At 69.8% G+C, this 14,005-nt stretch carries 12 protein-coding genes and 1 riboswitch; of the genes, 7 read left to right on the top strand and 5 right to left on the bottom strand.

What is annotated here, in order from left to right; genetic code table 11:
* Positions 1-140: 140 nt before the first annotated feature.
* Positions 141-1,388: an Ig-like domain-containing protein gene (locus ABZ833_RS14000; protein ID WP_361045613.1), complete on the top strand. Its 1,248-nt coding sequence runs from the start codon at positions 141-143 to the stop codon at positions 1,386-1,388.
* A 69-nt stretch (positions 1,389-1,457) separates the two neighbouring features.
* On the opposite strand, the gene ABZ833_RS13995 is transcribed toward ABZ833_RS14000, so the two are convergent.
* Entirely contained in the window at positions 1,458-1,859 is a 402-nt protein-coding gene (locus ABZ833_RS13995) for a hypothetical protein (protein ID WP_249590365.1), read from the bottom strand.
* A gap of 179 nt (positions 1,860-2,038) precedes the next feature.
* Here ABZ833_RS13995 and ABZ833_RS13990 point away from each other — a divergent pair, with 179 nt between their 5' ends.
* The 6 genes from ABZ833_RS13990 (at position 2,039) to ABZ833_RS13965 (ending at position 9,225) form a co-directional block, all read left to right on the top strand.
* Entirely contained in the window at positions 2,039-2,659 is a 621-nt protein-coding gene (locus ABZ833_RS13990) for a heme-copper oxidase subunit III (protein ID WP_249590366.1), read from the top strand.
* 81 nt (positions 2,660-2,740) lie between these two features.
* Positions 2,741-3,550 (top strand): c-type cytochrome, encoded by an 810-nt coding sequence (locus tag ABZ833_RS13985; RefSeq protein WP_361045610.1) that lies wholly within the window; start codon positions 2,741-2,743, stop codon positions 3,548-3,550.
* Positions 3,547-4,602, top strand: coding sequence for a Rieske 2Fe-2S domain-containing protein (locus ABZ833_RS13980; RefSeq protein ID WP_361045606.1), 1,056 nt, complete (start codon positions 3,547-3,549; stop codon positions 4,600-4,602). The genes ABZ833_RS13985 and ABZ833_RS13980 overlap by 4 nt, the downstream gene beginning before the upstream one ends.
* The gene (locus tag ABZ833_RS13975; protein WP_361045603.1) at positions 4,599-6,230 is read left to right on the top strand and encodes a cytochrome bc complex cytochrome b subunit; all 1,632 of its coding nucleotides are present in this window, start codon (positions 4,599-4,601) and stop codon (positions 6,228-6,230) included. Before ABZ833_RS13980 ends, ABZ833_RS13975 begins: the two co-directional genes overlap by 4 nt.
* Positions 6,231-6,398: 168 nt before the next feature.
* Positions 6,399-7,463 carry an anthranilate phosphoribosyltransferase gene (trpD, locus tag ABZ833_RS13970; RefSeq protein ID WP_361045601.1) on the top strand — a complete coding sequence of 355 codons (1,065 nt, stop codon included), beginning with the start codon at positions 6,399-6,401 and terminating at the stop codon, positions 7,461-7,463.
* 74 nt (positions 7,464-7,537) lie between these two features.
* Positions 7,538-7,654: riboswitch (SAM riboswitch) on the top strand.
* Between the two features lie 164 nt (positions 7,655-7,818).
* Complete coding sequence (locus ABZ833_RS13965; RefSeq protein WP_361045598.1) at positions 7,819-9,225, top strand: aminotransferase class V-fold PLP-dependent enzyme; 1,407 nt, start codon at positions 7,819-7,821, stop codon at positions 9,223-9,225.
* On the opposite strand, the gene ABZ833_RS13960 is transcribed toward ABZ833_RS13965, so the two are convergent.
* From ABZ833_RS13960 to ABZ833_RS13945, 4 genes are all read right to left on the bottom strand, one after another.
* Positions 9,177-10,385 (bottom strand): glycerate kinase, encoded by a 1,209-nt coding sequence (locus ABZ833_RS13960; RefSeq protein WP_361045596.1) that lies wholly within the window; start codon positions 10,383-10,385, stop codon positions 9,177-9,179. The genes ABZ833_RS13965 and ABZ833_RS13960 overlap by 49 nt on opposite strands.
* Positions 10,386-10,416: 31 nt before the next feature.
* Positions 10,417-11,829: an SLC13 family permease gene (locus ABZ833_RS13955; protein ID WP_361045593.1), complete on the bottom strand. Its 1,413-nt coding sequence runs from the start codon at positions 11,827-11,829 to the stop codon at positions 10,417-10,419.
* Between the two features lie 83 nt (positions 11,830-11,912).
* On the bottom strand, positions 11,913-12,578 hold the full coding sequence (locus ABZ833_RS13950) for a response regulator transcription factor (RefSeq protein WP_361045590.1): 666 nt from the start codon (positions 12,576-12,578) through the stop codon (positions 11,913-11,915).
* Entirely contained in the window at positions 12,575-13,954 is a 1,380-nt protein-coding gene (locus ABZ833_RS13945; RefSeq protein ID WP_361046305.1) for an ATP-binding protein, read from the bottom strand. The genes ABZ833_RS13950 and ABZ833_RS13945 overlap by 4 nt, the downstream gene beginning before the upstream one ends.
* Positions 13,955-14,005 lie beyond the last annotated feature (51 nt).

Below are 14,005 nucleotides of genomic sequence, written 5' to 3'. Positions count from 1 at the left end.
GTGATCTCCCGCTTCACCGAAGGGCCCGGACACTCCGTCAGGAGTGTCCGGGCCCTTCGGCGTGTCGCGCTTGACACCGCTCGACACTCGTACGGGTCACTCGGCGCGCCAGAGCCGATGAACCTTCATACCGTGTGTTCATGAGCCACTCACCGCGAATCCGCACGGTACTGAGCTGCACCATGCTGGTGGCCGCCCTCGGGGTGGGAACCACGGCGTGCGGCAGCTCCGACGGCCATCCGCTCTCGGCGAAGCCGTACGACGCGGCAGGCCAGATCGCCTTCAACAGCCCGGCGGGCAGCCAGAAGGCGGATCCGGACAAGCCCTTGGAGGTCACCGCCCAGGGCGAGGACGGGCGCATCACCGATGTGACGGCCACCGACGCGATGGGGCGGTACGTGGCCGGTGAACTCGCCGCCGACGGCGCCCGTTGGCACAGCACGGCGCCCCTCGCGGCCGGCGCGCACTACACGGTGCGGGTGAGCACCGAGGACGAGGAAGGGTCGCCGGGCCGCAAGGTCATGAACTTCGACACAGGCGCCCCGGTCAAGAAGAAGCGCCTCGACGTCACCTTCGGCCCCGACTCGGGCAAGTACGGCGTCGGCCAGCCCGTCACGGCCAAGCTCAGCGCCAAGGTGAAGGACAAGAAGGCGCGGGCCATCGTGGAGCGCGCGCTGAAGGTCGACACGCAGCCCGCCACGAACGGCGCCTGGCACTGGGTGGACAGCAAGACGCTGCACTACCGCCCCAAGGAGTACTGGCCCACCGGCGCGACCATCAACGTACGGAGCAACCTCGAGGGCATCAAGGTCCGCGACAGGCTCTGGGGCGGCGACGCCAAGCCGCTGAAGCTGACCATCGGCGACCGCATCGAGGCCGTGACGGACGCGGGGTCGCACTACATGACGGTCTACCGCAACGGCGAGGAGATCAACTCCATGCCGGTGACGACGGGCAAGCCCGGCTACTCCACGCGCAACGGCGTCAAGGTGGTGCTGGGCAAGGAGTACTCCGTACGTATGACCAGTGCCAGCATCGGCGCATCGGACTTCTACGACAAGATGGTCTACTACGCGACGCGGGTCACCGACTCCGGTGAGTACGTGCACGCCGCGCCCTGGTCGGTCGGCTCGCAGGGCTATGCGAACACCAGCCACGGCTGCACCGGCATGAGCACCGGCGACGCCGCCTGGTTCTACGAGACCGTCCGCCAGGGCGACATCGTGAAGGTCGTCAACAGCTATGGCGCGGACATGGATCCGTTCGGCAACGGCTTCGGCGACTGGAACGTCGACTGGAAGGACTGGCGGGACGGCAGCGCCCTGCTGGGCGGCGCCAAGGAAGGCCCCACGGCCCTCGACGCGGCCCGGCTGCGGCCGCAGGTCTAGCAGCTCCGCAGAGAGCACAGAACAGCACAGAAGGCCCCGTGCCGAGGCGCGGGGCCTTCTGTCGTGCCGTCAGGCCTGGACGGCCAGCCTGTCGCGCAGCAGAGCGGCCAGGGAGTCCGCGAACTCGACCGGGTCGACCGGAAGGGTCACGGCGGCCTCCGCGCGGCTCCAGGTGGCCAGCCAGGCGTCCTGCGGGCGTCCCATGAGCAGGAGCACGGGCGGGCAGTGGAAGATCTCGTCCTTGAGCTGACGGCAGACCCCCATGCCGCCGACGGGCGTGGCCTCGCCGTCCAGGACGCAGACGTCGATGCCGCCCCGGTCGAGTTCCTTCAGCACGGCAGGCAGCGTCGCGCACTCGATGAACTCGACCGCGGGAACGTCCGCCGCCGGCCTGCGTCCGGTGGCCAACCGGACCTGCTCGCGGGTGCTCGCGTTGTCGCTGTAGACCAGCACCGTGGCGGTCGGCTGCATTGTTCCTCCGCTTCGTTGAGGGGCTCTCGGCCAGGGGCCGATGCGCGGATGCTACTCCTCCGGACACCCCGTCAACAGCGGTTCGGACAGCCCTTCGATGGGCCATACGGGCAGGACACACCCCGCAGACACTCCGAACGGCACCCCCCGGGGTGAGGGCGGGATAAGCGACCGACATAATGTCGGTCGTGGCGACAGCAACGACAGTAGATACCGGGCACGCGCACCCGCCGGTCAATCGGCCGAACCTCACCAGCGTCGGAACCATCATTTGGCTGAGTTCCGAGCTGATGTTCTTCGCGGCCCTCTTCGCGATGTACTTCACCCTGCGATCGGTGACAGGACCTGAGCACTGGAAGGAAATGGCGTCCGCGCTGAACTTCCCGTTCTCGGCGACGAACACCACGATCCTGGTGCTCTCCTCCCTCACCTGTCAGCTCGGCGTCTTCGCCGCCGAGCGTGGTGACGTGAAGAAGCTCCGGATGTGGTTCATCGTCACCTTCATCATGGGTGCGGTCTTTATCGGCGGTCAGGTGTACGAGTACACCGAGCTGGTCAAGCACGAGGGCCTCTCGCTCTCGTCCGACCCGTACGGCTCGGTCTTCTACCTGACCACCGGCTTCCACGGCATGCATGTGACAGGCGGTCTGATCGCCTTCCTGCTGGTCCTCGGCAGGACGTATGCGGCCAGGAAGTTCACTCATGAGCAGGCGACCGCAGCCATCGTCGTGTCCTACTACTGGCACTTCGTCGATGTTGTCTGGATCGGTCTCTTTGCCACGATCTACATGATCAAGTAAACGGGTCCGGGCCCAGCCGGGCCCGACGTCCGACTCATTCCAGAAGCATCGACGCTGAAGATCCTGACACCGGGGTAATCCGTGAAAAAGCTCTCCGCACGACGACGCCACCCGTTGGCGGCGGTCGTCGTCCTACTCCTCGCGCTGGCGGCCACCGGGGGGCTGTACGCCGCGTTCGCACCCGCGGACAAGGCGCAGGCCGACGACACCGCCCAGTCCCTCGCCATCGACGAGGGCAAGAAGCTGTACTCCGTGGGCTGCTCCAGCTGCCACGGAACCGGCGGTCAGGGGTCCTCCGACGGTCCTAGCCTGGTGGGCGTCGGCGCAGCCGCCGTCGACTTCCAGGTCAGCACCGGCCGTATGCCGCTGCAGCAGCCGGGCGCCCAGGCGCCGAAGAAGAAGGCCATCTACAACCAGGCCCAGATCGACCAGCTCGCGGCGTACATCGCCTCGCTGGGCGCGGGCCCGACCATCCCCACCGAGAAGCAGTACAGCCCGGACGGGGCGGACATCGCCAAGGGTGGCGAGCTGTTCCGCACCAACTGCGCGCAGTGCCACAACTTCACCGGTGAGGGCGGCGCGTTGACGAAGGGCAAGTTCGCTCCTTCGTTGGAGGATGTCTCCCCGAAGCACATCTACGAGGCCATGCAGACCGGCCCGCAGAACATGCCGTCCTTCCCCGACACGATCATGCCGGAGAAGAACAAAAAGGACATCATCGCGTACCTCGACGCGGTCAACGGCGAGCAGACCGAGAGCCCTGGCGGTCTGAAGCTGGGTGGCCTGGGTCCGGTCAGTGAAGGCCTGTTCGGCTGGATCTTCGGTCTCGGCTCGCTGATCGCGGTCGCCGTGTGGGTCGCCGCTCGGACCGCAAAGGCCAAGAAGTCATGAGTAGCCAAGAGAAATCAGAAGAGAACCTGCCCAGCGTGCAGGAGACCGAGCACGGCTCGGTGGCGGTCGCGGACGAGAACCCGTTCGCCGACCCGGGGCTTCCGCCCCACGAGCATCGTGTCCAGGACATCGACGAGCGGGCCGCCAGGCGTTCCGAGCGTGCGGTCGCCTTCCTGTTCACGCTCTCGATGCTCGCCACGATCGGCTTCATCGCCTCGTTCGTGTCGTTCCCGGTCGACAAGCGTGTCTACATCTTCCCGATCGGGCACATCAGCGCGCTGAACTTCTCCCTGGGCATGACCCTGGGTCTCGCGCTCTTCTGCATCGGCGCGGGCGCGGTCCACTGGGCCCGCACCCTGATGTCCGACGTGGAGGTCGCCGACGAGCGGCACCCCATCGAGGCCGAGCCCGAGGTCAAGGCCAAGGTCATGGCCGACTTCAAGGCCGGTGCCGCGGAGTCGCAGTTCGGCCGGCGCAAGCTGATCCGCAACACGATGTTCGGCGCGCTGGCCATGGTGCCGCTCTCCGGCGTCGTCCTGCTGCGCGACCTCGGTCCGCTGCCCGAGGACAAGCTGCGGCACACGCTGTGGTCCAAGGGCAAGCTGCTCGTGAACATGAACACGAACGAGCCGCTGCGCCCGTCGGACGTCCAGGTCGGTTCGCTGACCTTCGCCAAGCCCGAGGGCCTGGAGGAGCACGACCACGACTTCCAGAAGGAGATCGCCAAGGCGGCCCTGATGATCGTCCGGATCCAGCCGGAGAACATCAAGGACAAGCAGGAGCTCGAGTGGTCGCACGAAGGTGTCGTCGCGTACTCGAAGATCTGCACCCACGTCGGTTGCCCGATCTCCCTGTACGAGCAGCAGACGCACCACGTCCTCTGCCCGTGCCACCAGTCCACCTTCGACCTCTCCGACGGTGCCCGAGTGATCTTCGGCCCCGCCGGTCACGCGCTGCCGCAGCTGCGGATCCGCGTGAACGAAGAGGGCTACCTCGAGGCGCTCGGCGACTTCGCTGAGCCTGTCGGTCCTGCATTCTGGGAGCGCGGATGAGCACTACGACGACTGATACGCGCAAGAAGGAGGCGCCCGCCGGTGAGCGGGTCGCCGACTGGGCAGACGGCCGCCTGGGGATCTACTCCCTGGCCAAGGCCAACATGCGCAAGATCTTCCCGGACCACTGGTCCTTCATGCTCGGTGAGATCTGCCTCTACAGCTTCATCATCATCATCCTCACGGGTGTGTACCTGACCCTGTTCTTCCACCCGTCGATGAACGAGGTGGAGTACCACGGCAGCTACATCCCGCTGCAGGGCCAGCTGATGTCCGAGGCGTTCAACTCGACCATGCACATCAGCTTCGATGTGCGCGGTGGTCTGCTGATCCGGCAGATCCACCACTGGGCGGCGCTGATCTTCCTCGCGGCGATGTTCGTGCACATGATGCGCGTCTTCTTCACGGGTGCCTTCCGCAAGCCCCGCGAGGTCAACTGGGTCTTCGGGTTCCTGCTGTTCGTCCTGGGCATGTTCACCGGCTTCACCGGTTACTCGCTCCCTGACGACCTGCTCTCCGGTACCGGTGTGCGCTTCATGCAGGGCGCCGTCCTGTCCGTGCCGATCGTGGGCACGTACCTGTCGATGTTCCTGTTCGGCGGGGAGTTCCCCGGCGGCGACTTCGTGGCCCGGTTCTACTCGGTGCACATCCTGCTGCTGCCGGGCATCATGCTCGGCCTCGTGGTGGCCCACCTGATCCTGGTCTTCTACCACAAGCACACGCAGTTCGCGGGCCCCGGCAAGACGAACAAGAACGTCGTCGGCATGCCGCTGCTCCCGGTCTACATGGCGAAGGCCGGAGGGTTCTTCTTCCTGGTCTTCGGCGTGATCGCGGCGATCTCGGCGATCGCCACGATCAACCCGATCTGGGCGCTCGGTCCCTACCGTCCCGACCAGGTCTCCACCGGAGCCCAGCCCGACTGGTACATGGGCTTCTCCGAGGGCCTGATCCGTGTCATGCCGGGCTGGGAGATCAACGCCTGGGGTCACACGCTCGTCCTGGGCGTGTTCATCCCGCTGGTCATCTTCCCGCTGGTCCTGGTCGCGATCGCGGTCTATCCGTTCATCGAGTCCTGGGTCACCGGCGACAAGCGCGAGCACCACATCCTGGACCGCCCGCGCAACGTCCCGACCCGTACGGCCTTCGGTGTCGCGTGGATCACCTGGTACTTCGTGCTGCTCGTCGGTGGTGGAAACGACCTCTGGGCCACGCACTTCCACCTGTCGATCAACTCGATCACCTGGTTCGTGCGCATCGCCTTCTTCGTGGCACCGGTCCTCGCCTTCATCGCCACCAAGCGGATCTGCCTGGGTCTGCAGCGGCGCGACAAGGAGAAGGTCCTGCACGGCCGCGAGTCGGGCATCATCAAGCGCCTGCCGCACGGTGAGTTCATCGAGGTCCACGAGCCGCTCAACCAGGAGCAGCTGCACACGCTCACCGCGCACGAGCAGTACGCGCCGGTCGAGATCGGCCCCTCGGTCGACGAGAACGGCGTCGAGCGCAAGGTGACCGGTTCGCAGAAGCTCCGGGCCAAGCTCAGCAAGGGCTACTACGGGGAGGACAACCAGATCCCCAAGCCCACCACCGAGGAGTACAAGGAGATCACGAGCGGCCACGGCCACCACTGATCCTCCGAACGCTCCGACGTTCTGACCCAAGGTCGCCACGGCGAGAGCCCCGTCCCCTGCATCCAGTGCATGGACGGGGCTCTTTGCCGTCCCCCGGGCTGGATAAGGTGGTCCCGTCCCCATGTACAGGGATGCCTTCTTCCTACGCTGACGAACCCAGGAGCGGCTATGAGCGCTGTGACCCCCGCAGGAGGCAATACCGCGGCGGCCCGTTCCTGGCCGGGTGTGCTGAACGGCCTGCTCGACGGGACCGACCAGAGCGCCGACGACACGGCCTGGGCGATGGACCGCATCATGCGGGGCGAGGCCACCGACGCGCAGATCGCCGGCTTCGTCGTGGCGCTGCGGGCCAAGGGCGAGACCGTGGAGGAGATCTCCGGCCTCGTCCGCACCATGTACGAGCACGCGAATGTGATCGAGGTGCCGGGGCGGACCGTCGACATCGTCGGCACGGGCGGTGACGGCGCCAAGACCGTCAACATCTCCACGATGTCCGCGATCGTCATCGCCGGCGCGGGCGCCAAGGTCGTCAAGCACGGCAACCGCGCCGCGTCGTCGGCCAGCGGCGCCTCCGACGTGCTGGAGAAGCTCGGCGTGAATCTCGAGCTCACCCCCCGGCGGGTCGTCGAGGTCGCGGAGGAGGCGGGGATCACCTTCTGCTTCGCGGTGAAGTTCCACCCGGCGCTGCGGTACGCGGGCGGTGCGCGCAGCCAGTTGGGGATCAGGACCGTGTTCAACCTCCTGGGTCCGCTCACCAACCCGGCCCGGGTGCGCTCTCAGGCCGTCGGCGTCGCCGACGCACGGATGGCGCCGATCGTGGCCGGGGTCTTCGCCGAGCGCGGGCACTCCTCCCTCGTGTTCCGCGGTGACGACGGCCTCGACGAGCTGACGACCACGGCGACCTCCCGGGTCTGGGTCGTGCGGGACGGCGCGGTGCGCGAGGAGTCCTTCGACCCGCGTGACGTCGGCATCGACCTCGTCCCCGTGGAGGCGCTGCGGGGCGCCGACGCCTCGTACAACGCCGAGGTGGCGCTGCGCCTCCTGGACGGCGAGACCGGGCCCGTGCGGGACGCGGTGCTGCTCAACTCGGCGGCGGCCCTGGTGGCCCTCTCGCCGGGCGAGGGGAGCCTCGTGGAGCAGATCCGCGCGGGCATCGCGCAGGCGGCCGAGTCGATCGACTCCGGGGCCGCGAAGAAGGCCCTTGAGCGCTGGGTGTCGGCCAGCAACAGGTGAATGTGGCGCACACCGCAGTCCGGATCCCGGACTGCGGTGGGCACCGGGAAGATCGTGTGGCAAGATGCTGCGCAGGTCATGAGTGACAGCGATTAGGCCCCGGCTCGCTGTCCGGCAACCCTCCGTCCGTGGCGGGGTGCCCCGGGTGAAGACCAGGCCGTGGACAGCAAGGTCCATGGCAAGCGCGGACCCCTGCGAACCCTGGGGTCCTGGTCCTCAAGGGAGCAGTCTCGTGAGCAAGCGAATGCGATAGGGCTTTCCGGCCCCTTTTCCGCACCCCCTTTTCTCTTCATCACTGCAGCGCCGTGACGGCGCCCTTGCAGTGAACTCGCCTGCCTTCCCACGGGAGTTCGCCATGTCCGCACGCACCGTCGCCACCACCACCGACTCCGCTGCCGCCTCCGCCGAGTCCGCCGACCCCTGCTGTGCCGCGCCGCTGCCGGTGCTCGGCCGTGACGTCACCGTGCCGCTCGTCACCGGCGGCGAGGTGACCTACGCGGCGCTCGACTACGCGGCGAGCGCCCCCGCGCTGCAGCGGGTGTGGGACGACGTGGCCGCGTACGCGCCGTACTACGGCAGCGTGCACCGCGGTGCCGGGTACCTCTCGCAGCTCTCCACCGACCTCTTCGAGAACAGCCGCGTCACCGTCGCCGAGTTCCTCGGCTGCCGCGAGGACGACCAGGTCGTCTTCACGCGCTCGACCACCGACTCGCTGGGCCTCCTCGCCGCGGCCCTCCCGGCCGACTGCCAGGTCTTCGTCTTCGAGACCGAGCACCACGCCTCGCTCCTGCCCTGGCGCGACGCCCGCGTGACGTACCTGAACGCGCCGCGCACCGCCGACCAGGCCGTCGCCACCCTGGAGCGCGCCCTCGCCGACCGCGACCCCTACGGGCCCGCCCTGGTCTGCGTGACCGGCGCGTCGAACGTCACCGGTGAGCTGTGGCCGGTCAAGGAGCTGGCCGCCGCGGCCCACGCGCACGGCGCCCGCATCGTCCTGGACGCCGCGCAGCTCGCGCCCCACCACCCGGTCTCCATCGACGAGCTCGACGTCGACTGGGTCGCGTTCTCCGGTCACAAGCTGTACGCGCCCTTCGGCTCGGGCGTCCTCGCGGGCCGCTCCGACTGGCTGCGGGCCGCCGAGCCGTACCTCGCGGGCGGCGGCGCGTCGCGGAAGGTCGCACGGCGCAGCGACGGCGGCGTGGACGTCGAGTGGCACGACACCGCCGCGCGGCACGAGGCCGGTTCGCCGAACGTCATCGGCGTGTACTCGATCGCCTCCGCCTGCAAGGCGCTGACCGAGGCGGGCTTCGACGAGCTCGTCGCCCGTGAGCGCCACCTCATCGCGAAGGTCCGCGAGGGCCTCGCCGACGTGCCCGCCGTGAAGGTGCTCTCGCTCTTCGGCGACGACGCGCCGCGCGTCGGCGTCATCTCCTTCGTCGTCGACGGCTGGAACAGCTCGCACTTCGCCGCCGCGCTCTCCGCCGAGTACGGCATCGGCGTACGCGACGGTCTCTTCTGCGCCCACCCGCTGGTGCGCACCCTGCTCGGCAGTGACCCGCAGACCCAGGGCGAGTGCGGTGCCCCCGAGGCCGCGCCCGGCGAGAAGTCGCTGAACGCGATCCGCGTGAGCTTCGGCGCGGGCACCCCGGACGAGCACGTGGAGCGTTTCGTGCGCGCCGTCAGGGAGCTCGTGGCGGACGGCGCGCGCTGGAACTACCGCACGGAGGACGGGCGTTGCGTCCCGGACACCACGGCCGCCTGAGCCTTGGGCCTGCCCTTCAGGCGTGAGCCCAGCACGATCATCCGCAGGGCCCGCTCGGTCGCGTCGGTGAGGAATTCGCCGCCCCGGCCGAGCGCCTCGGTGAGCGAGACCGGCGCGGGCAGGATCGCGCTGTAGGCGTCCACGCCCTCCGCCCGTACGTGGTGTGCGCCCTGGCCGATCGTGCCCGCGAGGACCAGGACCGGGCGGCCGAACCGCTTGGCGCGCCGGGCCACTTCGGCGGGGATCTTGCCGCGTGGCGTCTGGTGGTCCAGGGCGCCCTCGGCCGTGACGACGAGGTCGGCGCGGGCCAGGCGCGCGTCCAGGTCCAGGTGGTCGAGCAGGACGTCGAAGCGGGGCAGGAGCTGGGCGCCCAGAGCTGCGAGACCGGCTCCCAGGCCTCCGGAGGCGCCCGTTCCGGGGCCTTGGGAGAGGTCCGTCGTGACGTGCAGGTCGCGGGTCAGGATGTGCGCCCAGTGTTCAAGGGCCGCCGCGAGCTGTTCGACCTGGGTGGGGGTCGCGCCCTTCTGGGGGCCGAAGACGCGGGCGACGCCGCGCTCGCCGGTCAGGACGTTGAAGGGGTTGCAGGCGACGCGGATCTCGGTGTCCTTCAGGCGGGGGTCGAGGCCCGAGGGGTCGATCCGACTCAGGCGGCTCAACTCCCGCCCGCCGCGCGGAAGTTCCCAGCCGTCCGCGTCCAGGAGCCGGGCCCCGAGCGCCTGGAGGGCCCCCGCGCCCCCGTCCGACGTGCCGGAGTCGCCGCAGCCGACCAGGATGCGGCGGGCGCCTGTGTCGAGCGCGGCGCCGATCAGCTCGCCGACGCCGTACGTCGTCGTGGCGCCCGGGTCGCGCAGATCGCGCGGGACCAGCGAGAGCCCGGCCACCGCGGCCATCTCCACGACGGCGGTGCCGGAGGGGAGCAGCGCGAAGTGCGTGCCGATCCGCTGGCCGACCGGACCGGTGGCGGGCAGTGCGACCAGGCGGCCGCCGCCCGTGGTGGCCAGGGCGCGCGCGGTGCCCTCGCCGCCGTCCACCAGGGGGATCAGGTCGGTCTGTGCGTGCGGGACGACACGGCGTACTCCTTCGGCGATGGCCTCGGCCGCGGACTGCGCGGACAGGGACTCCTTGAAGCCGCTGGGGGCGATGGCGAAACGGGTCAGCATGGCGGTCTCCAGAGTGGATTCAAGGGCGGGTTCAGCGGATGGGCACGCCGAGCAGCGGCCAGAGCGCGACGGCGAAGAGCAGGACGAGCGCGGCGGTCAGCGGCGCGAGGACCGCGGAGAGGCGCAGCAGGTCGCGCGGGGCGTAGGTGGGGGTGCCGGGGATGTCGGCGAAGAGCGTGACGGGCTTCGCGGACGCGGGCAGGGTGTGGCAGAAGCCGGCGGCCGCGGTGGAGGCCAGGGCGGCGGCGACCGGGTTGACGCCCGCGCCGACGGCCGCCGCGACCACCAGCGGGACCAGGACGGAGGAGCGGGCCGAGCGGGACTGCAGGACCAGGTGCGCGGCCGTGCTGACCGCCACGACGACGATCAGGAAGAGCCAGGGCGGCACATCCAGCGGGACCCCGCCGACCAGCCACTTCGCCGCCCCCGATTCGGCGAGCGCGACCCCCATCGCCATGGTCGCGGCCATGAAGAGCAGCAGCGACCACGGCACCGTCTTCAGCGCGTCCTTCAGGCGTACGGTGCCAAGGGCGGGGGACGAGGCGACGACCGCGCCGATCAACGCGACGACGGCGGGCGGCACTTGGTGGAGCGGTTCGCTGCACCAGAGGGCGACGACCGTGGCGAGCAGGAGGGCGCAGCGGGTCTCGGCCGGCTCCCAGGCTCCGGTCACCGGCTGCTCGCTGTGCTCCTGCAGCTGCTCGACGGTGATGTGGACCGGGCCCTTGCGGTCGGCCCGCCGTGTCGTCGTCAACAGGACGGCCTCCGCCGCCAGATGGGACGAGGCGATGGCGAGCGGCAGGCCGAGCAGCATCCACTGCGTGAAGCCGATCCGCTCCCCGGTGGCCTCCCACAGGACGGACACCGTGATCAGATGCGCGCCCGCGCCGATCAGGGTCGCGACCGCGGAGAGCAGGATGACGGTCGGGAAGAGCAGGGCGAGCATCACCACCAGGCGCCTGCGGTCGGCCAGGACCTTGGCGAGGGCGAGGAAGACGGGCAGGGCGAGCGCGGCGCGGCCGGACGTGGCGGGCACCGCGAAGGCTGTGACGACCAGGGCGGCCGTCGTCAGATGCGTCAACTGCCGTACGCTGCGCGCCCCGCTGACGAGGAAGGCCGCGGCCCGGCCCGCGAGTCCGCTGCGGGCCACCGCGGCGGCGAGCACGAAGGCGCAGATCAGCAGCCAGACGGTCTCGTCACCGAGGGTGCCGAAGAGCGTGTCGCTGCTGATCACCCCGGTCGCGGTGAGCGCGAGTCCGGCGCCGAGTGCGATGTACGTGTCGTCGATCGGCGTACCGATCCACGCACAGGTCGCGAGCGCGAACACGGCGAGAGTGAGCCGCGCGTCTGCGCTCAGACCGGGGAAGTTGCCGGGCACCACCAGCAGCGCACACAGGCTCAGCGCGATGCACAGGGTGATGGCTTGGCGGGGATTCAGGGTCACACGAGAAGCCTCGGGCCCGGCCGTGAGCCCTCAATGAGCCGCGGATGAAGGAAAGTTCACCCGTGCGGGCCAGGTCCCAGAGGTCACGCCGGCAGTCGGTACCCCATGCCGCGCACCGTATCGACCCGTTCGGCGCCCAGCTTCTTGCGCAGCGCCCGTACGTACACGTCCACGATGTTGGACCCGGGGTCGAAGTCGTAGCCCCACACGTGCGACAGGATCTGCTCCCGCGAGAGCACCTGACCCGGATGGCGCAGGAAGAGTTCGAGCAGCACGAACTCACGTGCCGTCAGATCCACCGTCCGCTCGCCCGAACGCGCCCTGCGCGTGCGCAGATCCAGCGTGAGCTCCCCGCTGCGCAGCACCGTCACCTCCGGCGCCCGCGCGGCCGTACGCAGCCGCAGGCGCACCCGCGCGAGCAGCTCCTCGAAGCGGAACGGCTTGGTCATCCAGTCGTCGGCGCCGCCTTCGAGGCCCGCCACCGTGTCCCGTACCGAGTCGCGTGCCGTGAGCACGATGACCGGTGTGGACACGCGGGCCTCGCGCAGCTGCCGCAGGACCGTGAAGCCGTCCTTGCCGGGCAGCCCGATGTCCAGGACGACCAGGTCGAAGCTGCCGGTCAGGGCGTAGTCGTAGGCCGCTTCGCCGTCGCCTACGACGCTGGTGGTGAAGCCGTTGGAGCGCAGGCCCTTCTCGACGAAGGAGGCGATGCGCTCCTCGTCCTCGACGATGAGAATCCGGTTGTTCATGGCTGTCCTGGCTCCTGTTCCCGCAGTACGAGTACGAAGGTGGCGCCGCCGGAGCCCGCTGCCGTGGGCCGCAGTTCGACCCGGCCGCCGTGCCCTTCGGCGATCGCCCGCACGATGGCGAGGCCGAGCCCCGCACCGGTGGCGCGGGCGCCGCGGCGTGCGGTGCCGCGCCGGAACCGCTCGAAGATCACCGCGGCGTCCTGCGCCTGGACGCCGGGCCCGCTGTCGGCGACGTACAGCTCGATCCGGCCCGCCGCGCTGCGCGAGCCGATGCCGATGCGCTGGCCGGGGACCGTGTGCTGGACGGCGTTCTGGGCGAGCTGCACCATCGCCTGAGTGATGCGCTGAGGGTCGAGGGCGCTCTCGCCGTCGGCCACTTCGGCCAGCTTCCAGTCGCGGTCGCCGAGCGCCCGCGCCTTGACGAAGACGTCCGCGGTCAGCTCGGCGAGCTGGACCGGCTCCGGGGTGACGAAGTCGGGGCGCTCGGCCTTGGCGAGGAGGAGGAGGTCCTCGACGATGCGGCTCATCCGGTCGAGCTCCTCCATCACGATCCGGACCGTCTCCTCGCGCTCTCCCGGATCGTCGCCCATCAGCTCCAGATGGCCGCGCACGATGGTGATGGGCGTGCGCAGCTCGTGCCCGGCGTCGTCGACGAACTCGCGCTGCGCGGCGAACGCGCGCTCCAGACGGTCGAGCATGCCGTTGAACGTCTCGGCGAGCGCGGCGATGTCGTCCCGCCCCTGGACGGGGATGCGCTGGGTCAGATCCTGTTCGGTGAGCTGGGCGGCGGTCGTGCGCACCAGGCGTACGGGCTTGAGGATGCGCCCGGCGACGGCCCAGCCGATGCCCGTCGTCATCAGGAGCGCGACCCCGGAGATGGCGAGCAGCATGGTGAACACGTCGCCCGCCTTGGCCTGTTCGCCCGCCGGATGGAAGGCCACGACGAACGCCGCCGCCGGATGTCCCGCGCTCGCCGCGATCTCCACCTTCGCCCAGCGGACCTCGCCGCGGTCGCGGTGCAGCGTGCCGGTCGCGTCAGGGGACTCGAAGACCGTGCGCAGGGCTGCGGTGTCCTCGGCGAGCGGATGGCCGATCCGGGTCTCGCGTGACTGCTCCTTCTTCGCGGGCGCCTTGCCGGGGCGGCCGACCAGGCCGAGGAGTTCCTCGTCGGGGTCGGCGTACTGCCGGGACAGGAAGAGCCGCAGGAGCGGGTCGGGCGCGGTGAACTTCTCGCCCGTGTGCGGATCGACCCCTTCGCGGGCGAGGTTGGTGAACTCCGCGGTCTCCTGGGCGAGCAGCCGGTCGATGCGGTGGTCGACGTCGCGCAGCAGGACGGAGCGCGTGGTGGCCGCGACGGCGGTGAGCGCGACGGCCATCACCACGAGCAGCCAGAGCAGGATGCGGACACGGGCGGATATCCAGCGGTG

Source organism: Streptomyces sp. NPDC047525, from assembly GCF_040643025.1.
GTDB lineage: Bacteria > Actinomycetota > Actinomycetes > Streptomycetales > Streptomycetaceae > Streptomyces > Streptomyces durmitorensis.
The sequence above is the reverse complement of the archived record's forward strand: the minus strand, read 5'-3'. Positions and strand labels throughout refer to the sequence as shown.

What these genes read in the sequence shown, in the direction of transcription:
- ABZ833_RS14000 (WP_361045613.1), top strand. Translation starts at nt 141, where the DNA reads ATGAGCCACTCACCGCGAATCCGCACGGTACTGAGCTGCACCATGCTG.
- ABZ833_RS13995 (WP_249590365.1), bottom strand. Translation starts at nt 1,859, where the DNA reads ATGCAGCCGACCGCCACGGTGCTGGTCTACAGCGACAACGCGAGCACC.
- ABZ833_RS13990 (WP_249590366.1), top strand. Translation starts at nt 2,039, where the DNA reads ATGTCGGTCGTGGCGACAGCAACGACAGTAGATACCGGGCACGCGCAC.
- ABZ833_RS13980 (WP_361045606.1), top strand. Translation starts at nt 3,547, where the DNA reads ATGAGTAGCCAAGAGAAATCAGAAGAGAACCTGCCCAGCGTGCAGGAG.
- ABZ833_RS13975 (WP_361045603.1), top strand. Translation starts at nt 4,599, where the DNA reads ATGAGCACTACGACGACTGATACGCGCAAGAAGGAGGCGCCCGCCGGT.
- trpD (WP_361045601.1), top strand. Translation starts at nt 6,399, where the DNA reads ATGAGCGCTGTGACCCCCGCAGGAGGCAATACCGCGGCGGCCCGTTCC.
- ABZ833_RS13965 (WP_361045598.1), top strand. Translation starts at nt 7,819, where the DNA reads ATGTCCGCACGCACCGTCGCCACCACCACCGACTCCGCTGCCGCCTCC.
- ABZ833_RS13960 (WP_361045596.1), bottom strand. Translation starts at nt 10,385, where the DNA reads ATGCTGACCCGTTTCGCCATCGCCCCCAGCGGCTTCAAGGAGTCCCTG.
- ABZ833_RS13950 (WP_361045590.1), bottom strand. Translation starts at nt 12,578, where the DNA reads ATGAACAACCGGATTCTCATCGTCGAGGACGAGGAGCGCATCGCCTCC.
- ABZ833_RS13945 (WP_361046305.1), bottom strand. Translation starts at nt 13,954, where the DNA reads ATGGCCGTCGCGCTCACCGCCGTCGCGGCCACCACGCGCTCCGTCCTG.